General features: G+C 42.4%; 14 protein-coding genes. 2 read left to right on the forward strand and 12 right to left on the reverse strand.

The features are described from left to right. Positions 1 to 88 precede the first annotated feature (88 nt). Complete coding sequence (gene bcsE, locus A1QC_RS02315; RefSeq protein ID WP_017026500.1) at positions 89 to 1654, forward strand: cellulose biosynthesis protein BcsE; 1566 nt, start codon at positions 89 to 91, stop codon at positions 1652 to 1654. A 205-nt stretch (positions 1655 to 1859) separates the two neighbouring features. Then, entirely contained in the window at positions 1860 to 3488 is a 1629-nt protein-coding gene (gene bcsG / locus A1QC_RS02325) for a cellulose biosynthesis protein BcsG (protein ID WP_026026001.1), read from the forward strand. Between the two features lie 162 nt (positions 3489 to 3650). On the opposite strand, the gene phnP is transcribed toward bcsG, so the two are convergent. The 12 genes from phnP to A1QC_RS02385 form a co-directional block, all read right to left on the reverse strand. Continuing rightward, positions 3651 to 4451, reverse strand: a complete 801-nt coding sequence (gene phnP, locus A1QC_RS02330) for a phosphonate metabolism protein PhnP (protein WP_017026502.1) — start codon at positions 4449 to 4451, stop codon at positions 3651 to 3653. Positions 4452 to 4473: 22 nt separating this feature from the next. Next, on the reverse strand, positions 4474 to 5133 hold the full coding sequence (gene phnN, locus A1QC_RS02335; RefSeq protein WP_017026503.1) for a ribose 1,5-bisphosphokinase: 660 nt from the start codon (positions 5131 to 5133) through the stop codon (positions 4474 to 4476). Next, on the reverse strand, positions 5133 to 6266 hold the full coding sequence (gene phnM, locus A1QC_RS02340) for an alpha-D-ribose 1-methylphosphonate 5-triphosphate diphosphatase (RefSeq protein ID WP_017026504.1): 1134 nt from the start codon (positions 6264 to 6266) through the stop codon (positions 5133 to 5135). The genes phnN and phnM overlap by 1 nt, the downstream gene beginning before the upstream one ends. 12 nt (positions 6267 to 6278) lie before the next feature. Continuing rightward, on the reverse strand, positions 6279 to 7010 hold the full coding sequence (gene phnL, locus A1QC_RS02345; RefSeq protein WP_039836821.1) for a phosphonate C-P lyase system protein PhnL: 732 nt from the start codon (positions 7008 to 7010) through the stop codon (positions 6279 to 6281). 64 nt (positions 7011 to 7074) lie between these two features. Beyond that, positions 7075 to 7896 carry a phosphonate C-P lyase system protein PhnK gene (gene phnK / locus A1QC_RS02350; protein WP_017026506.1) on the reverse strand — a complete coding sequence of 274 codons (822 nt, stop codon included), beginning with the start codon at positions 7894 to 7896 and terminating at the stop codon, positions 7075 to 7077. Further along, complete coding sequence (locus tag A1QC_RS02355) at positions 7890 to 8777, reverse strand: alpha-D-ribose 1-methylphosphonate 5-phosphate C-P-lyase PhnJ (RefSeq protein WP_017026507.1); 888 nt, start codon at positions 8775 to 8777, stop codon at positions 7890 to 7892. Before A1QC_RS02355 ends, phnK begins: the two co-directional genes overlap by 7 nt. Then, positions 8770 to 9897: a carbon-phosphorus lyase complex subunit PhnI gene (locus tag A1QC_RS02360; protein WP_017026508.1), complete on the reverse strand. Its 1128-nt coding sequence runs from the start codon at positions 9895 to 9897 to the stop codon at positions 8770 to 8772. The genes A1QC_RS02355 and A1QC_RS02360 overlap by 8 nt, the downstream gene beginning before the upstream one ends. Beyond that, the gene (gene phnH / locus A1QC_RS02365) at positions 9888 to 10532 is read right to left on the reverse strand and encodes a phosphonate C-P lyase system protein PhnH (RefSeq protein ID WP_017026509.1); all 645 of its coding nucleotides are present in this window, start codon (positions 10530 to 10532) and stop codon (positions 9888 to 9890) included. Before phnH ends, A1QC_RS02360 begins: the two co-directional genes overlap by 10 nt. Before the next feature lie 50 nt (positions 10533 to 10582). Continuing rightward, a complete protein-coding gene (gene phnG / locus A1QC_RS02370) occupies positions 10583 to 11050 on the reverse strand; it encodes a phosphonate C-P lyase system protein PhnG (RefSeq protein WP_017026510.1) in 468 nt (155 codons plus the stop codon). Beyond that, the gene (phnF, locus tag A1QC_RS02375) at positions 11051 to 11746 is read right to left on the reverse strand and encodes a phosphonate metabolism transcriptional regulator PhnF (RefSeq protein ID WP_017026511.1); all 696 of its coding nucleotides are present in this window, start codon (positions 11744 to 11746) and stop codon (positions 11051 to 11053) included. It abuts the gene before it with no gap. Positions 11747 to 12433: 687 nt separating this feature from the next. Beyond that, on the reverse strand, positions 12434 to 12877 hold the full coding sequence (locus tag A1QC_RS02380) for a hypothetical protein (RefSeq protein WP_017026512.1): 444 nt from the start codon (positions 12875 to 12877) through the stop codon (positions 12434 to 12436). Then, positions 12874 to 13725 (reverse strand): hypothetical protein, encoded by an 852-nt coding sequence (locus tag A1QC_RS02385; RefSeq protein WP_017026513.1) that lies wholly within the window; start codon positions 13723 to 13725, stop codon positions 12874 to 12876. The genes A1QC_RS02380 and A1QC_RS02385 overlap by 4 nt, the downstream gene beginning before the upstream one ends. Between the last annotated feature and the right edge of the window lie 401 nt (positions 13726 to 14126).

Below are 14126 nucleotides of genomic sequence, written 5' to 3' on the forward strand. Positions count from 1 at the left end.
TGAATGCAATTTTCAACATGGAAATCAGCCTATTTTACGCATTCATAACTATTATTAATAATTAATGTTCATTTAGGTATTTTAGTCCATGTTTGGTATTCATAATTTAAGCCCTAAACATCAAGCGACAAATCCAGCGGGTCTCTACATGACAACCGCTAGAAACAGCGACATATCGATCAATTACTTAAAAACATTACTAAAATCGAACGATACGAACACCTTTATCTCATTTGAAGACCTACCAACACTACTCAAAAATCTCACACAGCAAACCAAGAATGAATTAAAACATCTTTTTCAAAAGCAAAAGACTTTTTTTATATCAAAAAATAAATCACATTTACACCTAGATAAATTAAGCGATGACCTTGATAAAATTCAATTTAAACATGGAAGCAGTGTTGTCATTTATATTCCAGACCAACCTATATTATTGTCGAAAAATAAGTTACGAGTTAACTTTTTCAAATATTTAAATAAGCTTGCCAGAGTGAAACAGCTCCATATTTCCATCGTTGGATTTGGTCAAGAAAACCATACTCTTAATCATTGGTTAATGGAGCATCCCGAGCTATTTTTAGGTATTAGTACTTTGCATAAAGTCGAACGTACTAAATATGTTTACCAAATTCATTATTGGTTCTCAGATGGTGAAATTACCGCCAACTATGAATACGATGTGATCCAAATGAAAAACCAAGACTTTTCGGTGGATCTTGAATCCATGAAAAGCTTAAACGATGAAGTCATCTCAACTCATGATGGTCATTTTATCCATATCTCAGAAATAGCTATCGACTCCAATCAACACAGCGAACAAACCATGATCAAATACGCAGATAACCAAGCGTTATTTAATGAGATCGATAAGATTAACACCGGTATCATGGTATTGAGCATTAACCAGCAGAGTGAAGTTCATAACATTGCGGTACAAGTTTATCGTTTACGCCACCAATTTGGATTTAAATTCAAAGTAGTTATAAGAGAAATGCAACAATGTCTTCGTTATTCCGATGAGTCCTTTTTGTCTCATGCAGGGATCAACTTAATTGTTCCTTCTAGCGTTCGTTATCCCCGTTTTTTGAGTATGGTTGAAACGTTACAAAAGCAAGAAGTCAACTGCATCATACCGGACTCTATCGATGAACTGCTTTCGCTTGAAACCAATGTTGGTTTCGGACAAAAAGGCTACGTGAATAATCAGCCTTTTGTTAGCCGTTGCCACCAGCTTATTCAGCAATACGAACAGACCAAGCTACAGTTTGCGTTAATCAAGTTAACCCTTTTGCCGGGCATTGATGTGAATTCTTGTTTAAGCATGTGCCACATTAAACGTGATGGTGATTTGATCACTGCATGTAGCGATGCACTGTATGTACTGCTATCTTCAGTACGAGAGAATGATGTCCAAATCGCATTAAACCATATATTCAAACTACCCATTATGGATATGTTTCAAAGCAATACGATTTATACCACCCCTGGCAGAATCAAAGCTCAACTACCGGAAATTGTAACGCAAGCCGTTAGCATCAATGAAAATGCAGCCAGCTTAGCCTCCACCGGTTCTCACTATGCTTCTAACCGAGAAGAAGAGAATCAAACCCATGAACTGGCTTACGCCACTCATAAACCACTCGAGTTTTAATAATGAATATTGATGATTTTATACTTACAGTAAGCATCAGTGTCGCTATAGGTCTACTCTGTGGATTTTTCTTACGAGATATTGCGCGCTTTGTTTTTCATTTATACACATTGTATGTGCGCAAACCAAAATACTTTCAACGCGTCGTCTTTGATGATTTAGAAGCATTGCCTCAAGACTCTACCGATAAGCAGAACTAATACACATGAAAAAATATAATAAAACAACGGAACAAACGATGATGCTAGGTCTGGGTTGGTGGAATCTCTATTTCATCATTAAACTGGCCTTATTCTCGCAAGGTACAATTGGTTTTCACCCTATTGAAAACTTCGCCTTTGTGATTTATTTATTGATTCCACTGCGCCATAAGCTTTTACGATTAACCCGAACGATTGCCGCCTTCCCGATTGCTTTTTATTTAGGCCATTACGATTCATTCTTGCCTCCGCTTGATCGCTTGTGGGCTCAAATGGGTGCTTTAATGGACTTTAAACTCGATTATTTATTAGAGTTAGCTTCTCGCTTTGTTTCGCCTCAAGCCTTACTTGCCATTGTGGTTCTCGCGTTTGCATATTACTTTTTAAATCGAATTTTTCGAGTCTCCATCTTCGTTATTGCTGCGATGATTTATTTCAGTTTACCTAAACCTAGCCCACAAGTTACAGCGCCAGTGGCAGCGGTTCCTGCGGCCACATCCACCACAGCTTCTGCTTCACCAGCGGCTGCAGATGAAAGTGGTCCAGTAAACGACTCCGTATTAAATGAAGCAAAACAGAATTTCTTCGATAACGAAGCCAACCGTGTATCGACCTTCACCGATAGCAGTGCTCAATCCGCGCCATTCGATTTGCTATTTTTAAGTATTTGTTCGGTTGCTTGGGATGACATTAAAATTGCAGGCTTAGAAGATCACCCCTTGTTTAAAGAATTCGACATCATGTTCGATAACTTTAGTGCGGCAACATCTTACAGTGGCCCAGCCCTTGTTCGTTTATTACGCGCAAGTTGTGGTCAAGAACAACATGAAGAACTGTTTAAAGATGCACCAAAACAACAATGTTATTTGTTCGATAACTTAGCGAAGCTGGGCTACGGTGAAAACCTAATGCTTAACCATAATGGTTCGTTTGATAACTTCACTGGGCTATTAAAAGATGAAGGGCATATTGAAGCGCCAATCATGAGCAAGGATGGTCTGCAACCATACCAAGCGGCCTTCGATGGTTCTAATATCTATCGAGATAGTGATATTTTAAATCGCTGGTTAACTAACCGTGAAAAAGACAAGCAAGATAAAGTGGTGGCCTTGTACAACACGATTTCCCTACACGATGGTAACCGCATCATTAAAGACAGTGGTGAAACCGGTATGGTGAGCTACAAACACCGCTTAAAGAATTTGCTCGATGATTTGTATGCGTTCTTTGAAACGTTGAAAAAATCTAACCGTAATATCGTTGTCATGCTCGTACCTGAACACGGTGCAGGGATGCGTGGCGATAAAATGCAAATTTCTGGTATGCGTGAAATTCCAGCCGCGACCATTGTTCACACGCCAGTAGCGATGAAGATATTTGGGCCAAATATGAAGAGAACTGGTGACACTTACCATGTTAAAGACCCTTCTAGTTATTTGGCTGTATCAACGCTGATTAGCCGTCTTTTAGATCAAAACATTTATTCTAAAGGCAGCTTTGATCCAAAAGCATTAAGTCAAGATTTACCACAAACCAAAATGGTTGCACAAAACTCAGGCAGTACGGTTCTGGAATACAACAACAAACCCTACGTGTCTTTGGATGGCCAAACGTGGCAAGAATACCCACAATAAGTCATCCTTCATCGCTTAATTTCAATTGGTGATGATTCTTGATGCTTAAAAAACGTCCTTATATTTCTTTATATAAGGACGTTTTATTTATAGGTAATGTTGTTTAGTAGATAATATTGTTTAGTAGATAAAGTTGTTTAGCCGGTAATCACGTCCAATTATTCAATCAAAAACCTCACCATCATAACCAAGTTTATATTCGGTATTAAAGGCTTCAGGGTGACGCATTGCCCAGCATTCCAATTCATGGCTAATGTGAATTAATCGTGTTTGTTTGGGCTTAATCGCTGCAACAATATCGAGGACATCATTCAAATCATTATGATTTTTCTTAGCCTTGTGATTCGTCAATGCAAGGTATTTTGGGGAATGGTTACAATCCACCAGCAATACATCAATATCATATTGCGCTAACCATGCTTGGGTATCCGCAGGTAGGCCAACCGTATCGGTTAGGTACGCGAGGCGTTTTTGTTGTTTTTGACTTTGGGATGAATTTTGAACAGGGTAAGTGAAGCAATAACCAAAACAGATTTTAGAATGCTGCATCGGTAAAGGGGTGATCTGTATACCTTGCCATTCAAAAGTTTGAAACGCCATTAAAGGGGGTTGAAAATCCAATAAGCCAGAGTGCTTAAATAAGTCATCGCAACCTTGCTCATCTGGCGGGCCATCAACTGCAATCCGCTCCCCGACTCCCCAGCGCAAATCAAACAAGCCATGCACATGATCCATGTGATAATGAGTCAGCAGAATTCGGTCAATACTGCCACTAGGGAAGCGTTGTAATAAGTCATCACAATTGGCATCCAATAGCAGCTGCTTTCCATTGTGTTCAATCAGTGCTGACGTTTTTTGACGTCGATATTGCGGCTGTTCGCTCGCGCGTTGACAAGCAATACAATCACAGCCATACACAGGTAACATGCCTGTATTGCCCGAGCCCAATAACGTAAACTTCATCTTTGATCTCCAAATAATGAGTTCATGACTCATCTAAGGCTTCATTCAGCGCCAAAGGCTCATTAAATGACAAGCGATCACTTGCCTCTAACCTTTGCTGATAATACACATTAAACACTTCTATCGTTTGCTCTAAGCAACCACTATTATCAAGCAATATTGCTCCTTCAATACGTTGCTGATTCAGTTGTTTAGCTCGAATCAAACGTTGCTCAATTTCCTGTAAGCTTTCTCGGCCACGCGCGATTAATCGGCTTTTCAATATCTCGCTTTCTACCGTGATCACCACAGGCACTAATGCTGATCCATAACGTTGCTGAGCTTGTTTTAAATGAGCGCGTGAACCATTCACCATCACATCCACACCTTTCTTCAACCAAGTATCCACCTCACAACCAATACCGTAACAATAGCCGTTCGCTTGCCAATCTAATGCGAATAAACATTTCTCTTTCCGTTGGGTAAATTCTCGTTGTGATAATGCCACGTGGTTTTCATTGCCAGCGCCCGCATCACGCGTGATATAGCGATGAGCGATCACAATATGTTGTGACCAATGATCACGGATCAAATTCATCACGCTGTCTTTGCCTGCACCAGAAGGACCAATCACGTAAAACAAGCGGGCAGCGGATGATTTAACAGTAGCGCTTTGATTGATGGTTTCACGGCTGTTATCCATTAAAACACCTTCTGTCCTTCACGCCACACGCCATTAATATAGGCTTGACCATGTTGATAATGCGCCAGTAACAAATCGGCTCGCTTACCCTCTTCAATCACACCGCGATCAAACAGTTGCAATGATTGCGCAGGATTATAAGTGGCTAATTTCACGGCGTCCGATAACGTTAATGCATTACGTGAATCGTTCGCTAGCGTAAAAATGGCATCCAGCAAACTCACTGGATAATAATCGGAAGACAAAATATCCAACGCGCCAACACTGGCCAGTTCATGCGCAGCAATATTACCGGAATGTGATCCTCCACGAATGACATTTGGTGCGCCCATTAACACATGTAATCCCAGATCTCTTGAGGCTTTTGCCGCTTCAAGTGTGGTTGGAAATTCTGCGATCACCATACCAAGATCTTTCGATTCTTCCACATGGGCAAGCGTTGCATCATCATGGCTCGCCATTGGGATATTACGTTCACGACATTGGCCGCAAATCTCTTCACGATTAGGCGCAGACCATCGCTCAGAATACGCCCTTTGTTGCGCTTCAAATTCCGCCATTTCAGCATCGTCATAGCCGTATTTACCTTGATAATACGTTCGATATTTTTCTAAATTCACAAATTGACGTTGCCCCGGCGCATGATCCATCAAAGACACCAACTGAACTCCGGGAGTATTAACATAACGTTCAAATATTTCGACCGTCGTGTCATGCGGCACTTCACAACGTAAATGCAAGCGATGGTCAACACGGTTAGTGCCATTTTGCTGGCTCTGCACCACGGTATTGATTTGACTATCTAAGATCTCATGGCGTAATTCGCCACGGTGATCGCCCAACGCCAGAGCATTCAATACTGTGGTGATCCCAGCGCCAATCAATTGAGTATCATGCGCTTTCATTGCCGATAGCGGTGGCCAATCAACTTTCGGCCTTGGCGCAAAATATTTCTCCAAATTATCGGTATGAAGTTCGATTAAACCGGGCATTAAAAAGCCATTATCGCCATCTATCGCTTGTGGCAGTTGGCTTGGCGTATTCGACATGCTGCGAATTTCACCATTTATCACTTCCACTGAACCTTTTACTACTTCATGTGGTAGGACTAAATTAACATTGGTAATGATCATCTTGATTGTTCCTTAAACTGAAGTAGTCACATCGGTGGTGTTTTTTACATTCGTAGTATCAGGCATCGCTTGAGTACTCATGTGATATAAGCGATCCGCTACTTGATTACGGTTATCTGCATCATGGAAAATCCCCACAATGGCTGCGCCACGTTGCTTCGCCTCTTGGATTAATTCCACGACAACCGCACTGTTTTTTGCATCCAATGACGCTGTGGGTTCATCCAATAACAAAATCGGATAATCCCAAATAAAACCTCGGGCAATATTCACGCGTTGCTGCTCACCACCAGAAAAGGTTGCCGGAGCTAAATGCCACAAATGTTCACCCACATTCAAACGACTCAACAAGGTTTTGGCTTTTTGCTCGGCTTCTTGGCGATCGCCCCCCATTTCAATCATTGGCTGCATGACCACTTCTAAAGCACTAATACGTGGGATCACACGTAAAAACTGGCTAACCCAACCAATAGTATGGCGTCGAATATTTAAGATCGCTCTTGGCGAAGCTTGAACCATATCTACCCACAAATTTTGGTGACGCACAGCAATCGAACCACTATCAACGAGGTAATTTGCATACAAAGCCCGCAGCAAGGTGGATTTCCCCGAGCCAGAATGACCATGCAACACCACACACTCGCCTTGCTCCACACACAAACTGGCGTGATTAAGCACAGGTAAACGAATACCGCTTTGGTTATGCAGCACAAAGGTTTTGCTCACATCACTCACTTTAAGCATAAGCTTGTTTTGTGTTTCTGAAAGTGAGCGAGGCTCTGTCTGTAACAAATGTTCATTCATGGCGTTATCCCTGTAATACCGAAGAAACCAATAACTGAGTGTAAGGGTGCTGCGGATCGTCTAAGACTTGATCGGTTAAACCGCTTTCCACCACTTTGCTTTGTTTCATCACCATTAATCGGTGTGCCAGTAAACGCGCGACCGCTAAATCATGGGTTACAATCACCACGGCTAAATCCAGTTCGTTCACCAAACGGCGTAATAAATCGAGTAACTTAGCTTGCACCGACACATCTAAACCACCCGTCGGTTCATCCATAAATATCAACTTAGGGTGCGTGACCAAGTTACGCGCAATTTGCAGCCTTTGTTGCATACCGCCAGAAAAAGTCGTCGGCATACCATCAATGCGATCAACCGGGATTTCAACATCCTGTAACCACTGCATTGCTTTCGTGCGAATCTCGCCATAATGACGATCCCCAACGGCCATTAAACGCTCGCCAATATTGCCACCCGCCGAGACTCGAGCGCGCAAACCATCCATAGGGTGTTGATGCACCACGCCCCATTCGGTACGCAATAAATGACGGCGCTGACTTTCAGCCATGTGATACAAACTTTCCAGTTGCGCTACGCTGTCTTCACTACCCGCTTGCAAGTACAAGACTTCACCATCATCCGGTTGCAATCGCCCAGAAATAGCTTGCAATAAGGTACTTTTACCCGAGCCTGATTCACCGACAATCCCAAGCACTTCTCCCGGATAGAGCTCAAAAGACACATCACTAAAACCTTTACCCGGCGCGTATAATTTACTTAATTTTTCGACTTTCAATAACGCTTGTTCACGATTTGAAAACGGTTGTTGAGTAGAGGTTAACATGACGATTTGTCCTCATTTTGTCGGCAATAATCGGTGTCAGAACACACAAAGGTGCTCGCCCCTTGGTCATCAATAATGATTTCATCTAAGAAGGTATCGGTCGCGCCACAAATGCTGCATGGCTCATCCCATTGCTGAATTTCAAATGGATGATCATCAAAATCCAAGCTCTGCACTTTGGTAAAAGGTGGAATAGCATAAATTCGCTTTTCACGTCCTGCGCCAAATAACTGCAATGCGGGCATGTTGTCCATTTTGGGATTATCAAATTTAGGAATTGGCGACGGATCCATGATGTAACGATCATTCACTTTCACCGGATACGCATAGGCTGTTGCGATATGACCAAAGCGCGCAATATCTTCATACAACTTCACTTGCATCACGCCATATTCTTGCAAGGCATGCATCTTTCTAGTTTCGGTTTCTCTTGGCTCTATAAAGCGTAAAGGCTCAGGAATTGGCACTTGATAGACTAAAATTTGCCCCGCTTGCATTGGCGTTTCCGGAATGCGATGACGGGTTTGAATAATGCTCGCCTCAACAGTTTTTTCTGTGGTATTGGCATCGGCAATATTTTCAAAAAATGAACGAATAGAAACCGCATTAGTAGTGTCATCTGCGCCTTGGTCGATGACTTTTAGCGTATCCGATTGTCCAATAATCGTGGCGGTAATTTGTACCCCACCAGTTCCCCAACCGTATGGCATCGGCATTTCTCGCCCTGCAAACGGCACTTGATAACCGGGAATGGCCACCGCTTTTAATAACGCACGACGGATCATGCGCTTAGTTTGTTCATCTAAATAGCCATAGTTATAGCCAGATGTAGGAGTAGAGGCATCCGCTTCCAAAACCTGCGCATTGGTTTGATTAGACATTACCGTTGCCTCCTTGTTTTTGTTCATATTCCTTGTGCATTTCACGCAATAGCGCCAATTCCGATTGGAAATCAACGTAATGCGGCAATTTCAAATGCGAGACAAAGCCAGACGCTTCAACATTATCGGCATGCGCCAATACAAATTCTTCATCTTGCGCGGGGCCATCCACCGCTTCACCGTATTCTGGCGCTTGCAGGGCGCGATCCATTAACGCCACCGACATGGCTTTTCGCTCGGTAAAACCTAAAGTCAAACCATAACCGCGCGTCAATTTCGCTTTGTCTTGTTTCGAGCCTACAAAACCATTAATCATTTGGCATTCGGTCATCTCAACATCGCCAATATCAATGCTAAATCCAAATTCTTCTGGGCACACCGACAACGTCACCTCACCACTGCGAATTTCTCCGGCAAATGGATGGTTGCGACCATAACCACGTTGAGTGGAATAGCTCAGTGCGAGCAGAAAACCTTCATCACCGCGCACTAAATTTTGCAAACGAGCCGAGCGATCACAAGGGTAATTCACCGGTTGCATGGTGATATCTTCTGGCGCTTGTTGGTCGTCGACTTCCACAACCATCAGGTCGGCTTTTTCTAATAGCGATAACACCTGCGGGCTGGCTTGATGTTCCTCGTTATCTCGGTATTCACAACTCTCTGCATTATCATTTTCTTGTGGCTCTTCTCTGTATGCTACGGCCTCACCTTCTGCCAACAGTGAAAAGTCCAATAAGCGATGGGTATAGTCATAAGTTGGCCCTAATACTTGCCCACCGGGAACATCTTTATAAGCGGCTGAAATACGGCGTTCAATACGCATTTGGGTAGTCTCAATCGGCTCACAAACGATAAAGCGCGATAAGGTAGTTCGGTAAGCTCGTAGCAAAAATATCGCTTCGACCAAATCCCCCGCCGCTTGTTTAATGGCTAACGCTGCTAAATCTTTATCGTATATGCCGCCTTCGTTAATAACGCGATCCACCGAGCCGGATAACTGCTCACGAATTTGCGCTACTGATAATTCAGCCAACGCCGTATCACCACGACGCTTTTGGGCTTGCAGTTTATGGGCTGCTTTAATGGCTTTTTCGCCCCCTTTTACTGCTACATACATGGCATCACCTCCACAGTGGTAGAACGAGGCAGCGCAACTACTTGTTCGCCACTGACCACAATAAAATCAAGCCCTAAAGGAAAGCGATGGGTTTTACGCAAAGTCAGCATCGCGTTTAAAGAATCAAAGCAATGGGATTGAATAAATAACGGCTTTTCGGTTTCAATGCCAGGGCCGGTTAAGGACAAATGCAGCGCCGAACCACAAGGCTGATTCGATAAGCCAGCCACTTCCACAATCACTGTGGTACTGCGATCGGGATACTCTTCATTGCCAACATAAAATTGTGATTGAGACCAATTAAAATCAGCAACATCTTGCTCTGCTATTAGCGCAAAATTGGCTTGTTTTTGAATATCATGCTGTTGCGATTTCAAGAGCGAACAACCTAAATGAAAATTCAAATTCTCAGTCACGGCAACATCATGTTCAAACTGCTCTGATAACCATACCGGAGTACTGTTATCTGCCAGCGCCAGTAAAACTTGAGTCGACGCTGGCATCATGTGTCCAAAACCTTGCACTAAGTTAAGTTCCACCAAGGTTCCCGGTTGTGACATTGCAGTCAGTAATTGTCGAAAACAAAATTGACTGTCGTGTATCGTATCGCCAAATCCAGCGGCTATTGCGCTCATGCGGACTCCTAATTCAATCATTGAGTGTGCGTATCCATCAAAATCAAGCGTTAATCGTCGCCACGAACTAAAGTGAAGAAATCCACCTTACTGCTCGCAACCTGCTGCTGACGCTGCGTATGCTTTTTCTCTCGGCTCATTTGCAGCGGCTTTATGATGCTAAGCATCAGTTCCTGCTGATACGTTTCAGACTGCATCAAACCATCAATCACTGCCGCTAATTGCGCGTGAGGTTTATTACGCCCCGACAAATAGCTGTAACCAAGATCGCCACTGGCAAGCTTCACCACACAACGCGTCACCGTAATATCTGCCACATTGAAACGATTCCCAGTTCCGCCCATTCGCGCTTGAACCTGCGCTAAACCAATTTCTGGCGCGCGGATCAATTGGTAATCCGGCGTGTAGTGTTGGGCTTGCCACAACGTGGTTAATTGGTCGAAATCGGCGGTTGCCAAGGTTGACATCCATTGTTGCCGCAAGGTTTTGGTTTTCGGTGTTAATTCATCAGTTTTCATTTAATGGTCCACCACAAGTTCCATCAGATCAGAACGAGTACTGGAGCTGGAATATTCCGCTACCATTTCCGTTCCGCTGATCACATTGAGAGTTTTCACCGTCAGTAACGGCAACGAAGGCGTAATTTGTAACAGTCGACAAGTTTGGTGATTTGGTGGGTACGCACCAATGCGGGTTTTACTGCGGGTTAAAGTCACACCTAAATTGTCACGCAAAAATTGGTGCAGTGAACCCGATTTAAAGTTTTGTAGCACAGGCCACCAATTCAAGTTGGCAAGGTATTGTTCAATCACTGCAAACGGTCGCCCATCCACTTTACGCAACGTGCGTATGTGAATAATGCGGCTATCAAGCTCAACATTGAGTTGCTGTGCTAAATCAGAATTGGCATGAATTAGATGCGCTTTTAAAACTTCACAACGAGGGTGTGACCCCTGCTCTAGCAAGTTACTAGTAAAGGCCGCCTTGGCATGTAATGGATAGCTCAACGGCTGCGCTAACACCATGCAACCTTTCCCTTGCTGACGATGCACTTTGCCTACGGTGATCAATTCGTCCACCGCGCGGCGAATGGTATGGCGATTCACCTCAAAGCGTTCCGCCAACATTTTTTCAGAAGGAAGATAATCCCCACCCGAATATTGATTGGTAATTTCTTGCTCTAAAGTATGAGCAATTTCTAAATAAACCGGCATGACATTCCAGCTCCCTAATCACTTATCTAGACAAGCAAGAAAAATGTGCTTCTTACTTGTTGCTGGAACTCATACTGATGGCTGAATGTGACAGTTAGATGGCTGTTTTGTGTCTGAAAAATGCTATTAATGACTTGTAGAATGGGGTAATTGATTGATTTACTGGCTTTAAAGAGTAATAACTCAATAGTGAGGAAGGAGTTGTCTAGACCTTTGTGTCACATAAGATTCATGGGGTTGTTGGTGAGGGTAGTTTTCGATTATTGATGAGTGCGGCACAATATTTGAGTGTCACTGAAAAAGGCGGATGTTTACATTCATACCTAATTTAGCTCCATCGTTAGCTGAATCCAGTGTTGTACGGAGCAAGGCCTTTCGGCTTTGTCCTTGCTGCCAGCATGAAATGTAATGTGTTGGGGTCAGTCGAACGAGCTAGCCGAAAGGCTAAAAAGATAAGGATAATGGCGACAATTCAGTGGAGGGGTACCAATAAAAGAAAGACAAAAATCAGGCACCAACCAATTGATAATATTATACTTTAATCTTATCAGGGTTAAATTCGTCTAAAGAAAAGCAGAATCCATTACCTACCGCAAAATAATCTCGACAAATTTATAATAATAAGCCGCTTCGGGCTAGTTCAGCACACAGATAAGGTGTCGGCTGCGCGACACCAATCCTTATTTGTTAACCGTCAAAGTCGATAATTATAAGAACACTCTTTGCAGTGTCATAAAGAACCATAAGTGAATACACAAAAACACCAATAATGGCAACATTGAGAAGTAATTCAGCATTGTCTATCGCAATAATATGCTCCGAACCTTTAATACTAAGTATGCTGATTGCTATAACGACCAGTGCTATTTGTTCTTTGATTGAAAGTAGCATTTGGTCGCGTGTACGTTTGAAGCAACTAGCACTACCTTTAGAGTCAACCATTTCACGTACTTTAGTCAAAACAATCCCCATCGTAGTAGCATTAATAGCGAGCAGAGCGATGAGTATCGTAACTAGGTTTTGTGCTAAAAAAGTATGTAAGAACTCAGATCCAAGCCATGAATTCGTCAGCTCAGTAATGAAGCCAACCCCTAAGGCAATGAATGTGGTTTTTACAACGTGTCCAATCATTTAAGCAACTCTTTTAATACTTGGGCGACCTGTTCTGCGTTACCTGTTAATTCCATTTCACCTAACGTTATTTCCTTAACTGTGCGGGAAGTCTGATGATGTTTCTTAATACCATCAATTTTAAGTGAAATATTGCCTCCCCCCTCACTACTATAGTCAACCAAGCCTCTCAACGCAGAGTTATTCTCTTCAAGATGCAGTGCTGAGTCTGGCTCAGATTCAATTTTTAAATTGTTTCTTGTTGAGTTCGTACACTTGGCAAACAACTTAAGATCATCGGGTAATGTCCCTGAGATATTTGCCATATTTGGAGTTATTATTTCAAAATCAACTGACTTTACTTTGCCACGATACTTTCTCAACAATGTCCAAAACTGTTGCTTTTCAAATAATGGTTCGTATATTGCTCGAAGTTGAAAGTGAGTTAACTGCGGCTCTATTTTTTCTAGTATGAGTTTTGCTACGGTTTCACACTTTGCAAATGCAGTTGTTCTTTTTTGAACAGCTATGTACTGCTTATCAGGATGGTTCCAGATCGCGACAAGAATAGACGGCCAACTATCAATGGTTTCATCTTTGAAATCACGAGTTTCCCTGTGAAGAGTTTTATTGTGGGCAATTCGATATAAATAAAAATCACCGTTATGAAGTAACTGCTTTACCACAGTCTTATGCCGTTTATTTGAAAAGTCTGACTGACCTTCCAAAGCTTCAGCAAAAAACTTATTTTTGTGTTTGATCAGTTCCTCAACACTATGAATTCCGTTAAAGAAGTCACCTTGAAAGTATCGGTTAACGGGAAGAATCTGATACCTAAACAATTCAAATGTGTTCGTTTTACTACTCATGATACTCCGAAATTATTCCTTGACGGTTAACAATTTAATAGACGGAAAAAATCCGTATAGTTATTCTGTTTATCATTCCATTCATTATATTATCCAACAAGTTAAACATTTAAATTGATTCAAAAAATCAAACTTGCCTCATAATTAGCCGGCATAAAATACGGGATTAATCCGTATAACTTCCTAAGTCGTGCTCATATCCAAAAACAAAAACGCACCACCTCAAACTTGAAGTAAGCCGTCTTAAATCAACATTCAAATACGTCACACATGCTGATGATCCCGGATAATTCGTCCCTCGCTTCCGGGATGACAACCTTAAGTATTCACTAACAATTTGAATTTTATATGAAAAACAGCCTGTACCCTCCCGTCATCCCGCACATGAGCCTAAGCGAAGA

The organism is Vibrio rumoiensis 1S-45, assembly GCF_000286955.2.
In the GTDB taxonomy this organism is placed as follows: Bacteria; Pseudomonadota; Gammaproteobacteria; order Enterobacterales; family Vibrionaceae; genus Vibrio; species Vibrio rumoiensis_A.

Coding starts and splice junctions, on each gene's coding strand:
- bcsE (WP_017026500.1), top strand. CDS start 89: ATGTTTGGTATTCATAATTTAAGCCCTAAACATCAAGCGACAAATCCA.
- bcsG (WP_026026001.1), top strand. CDS start 1,860: ATGAAAAAATATAATAAAACAACGGAACAAACGATGATGCTAGGTCTG.
- phnP (WP_017026502.1), bottom strand. CDS start 4,451: ATGAAGTTTACGTTATTGGGCTCGGGCAATACAGGCATGTTACCTGTG.
- phnN (WP_017026503.1), bottom strand. CDS start 5,133: ATGGATAACAGCCGTGAAACCATCAATCAAAGCGCTACTGTTAAATCA.
- phnM (WP_017026504.1), bottom strand. CDS start 6,266: ATGATCATTACCAATGTTAATTTAGTCCTACCACATGAAGTAGTAAAA.
- phnL (WP_039836821.1), bottom strand. CDS start 7,010: ATGCTTAAAGTGAGTGATGTGAGCAAAACCTTTGTGCTGCATAACCAA.
- phnK (WP_017026506.1), bottom strand. CDS start 7,896: ATGTTAACCTCTACTCAACAACCGTTTTCAAATCGTGAACAAGCGTTA.
- A1QC_RS02355 (WP_017026507.1), bottom strand. CDS start 8,777: ATGTCTAATCAAACCAATGCGCAGGTTTTGGAAGCGGATGCCTCTACT.
- A1QC_RS02360 (WP_017026508.1), bottom strand. CDS start 9,897: ATGTATGTAGCAGTAAAAGGGGGCGAAAAAGCCATTAAAGCAGCCCAT.
- phnH (WP_017026509.1), bottom strand. CDS start 10,532: ATGAGCGCAATAGCCGCTGGATTTGGCGATACGATACACGACAGTCAA.
- phnG (WP_017026510.1), bottom strand. CDS start 11,050: ATGAAAACTGATGAATTAACACCGAAAACCAAAACCTTGCGGCAACAA.
- phnF (WP_017026511.1), bottom strand. CDS start 11,746: ATGCCGGTTTATTTAGAAATTGCTCATACTTTAGAGCAAGAAATTACC.
- A1QC_RS02380 (WP_017026512.1), bottom strand. CDS start 12,877: ATGATTGGACACGTTGTAAAAACCACATTCATTGCCTTAGGGGTTGGC.
- A1QC_RS02385 (WP_017026513.1), bottom strand. CDS start 13,725: ATGAGTAGTAAAACGAACACATTTGAATTGTTTAGGTATCAGATTCTT.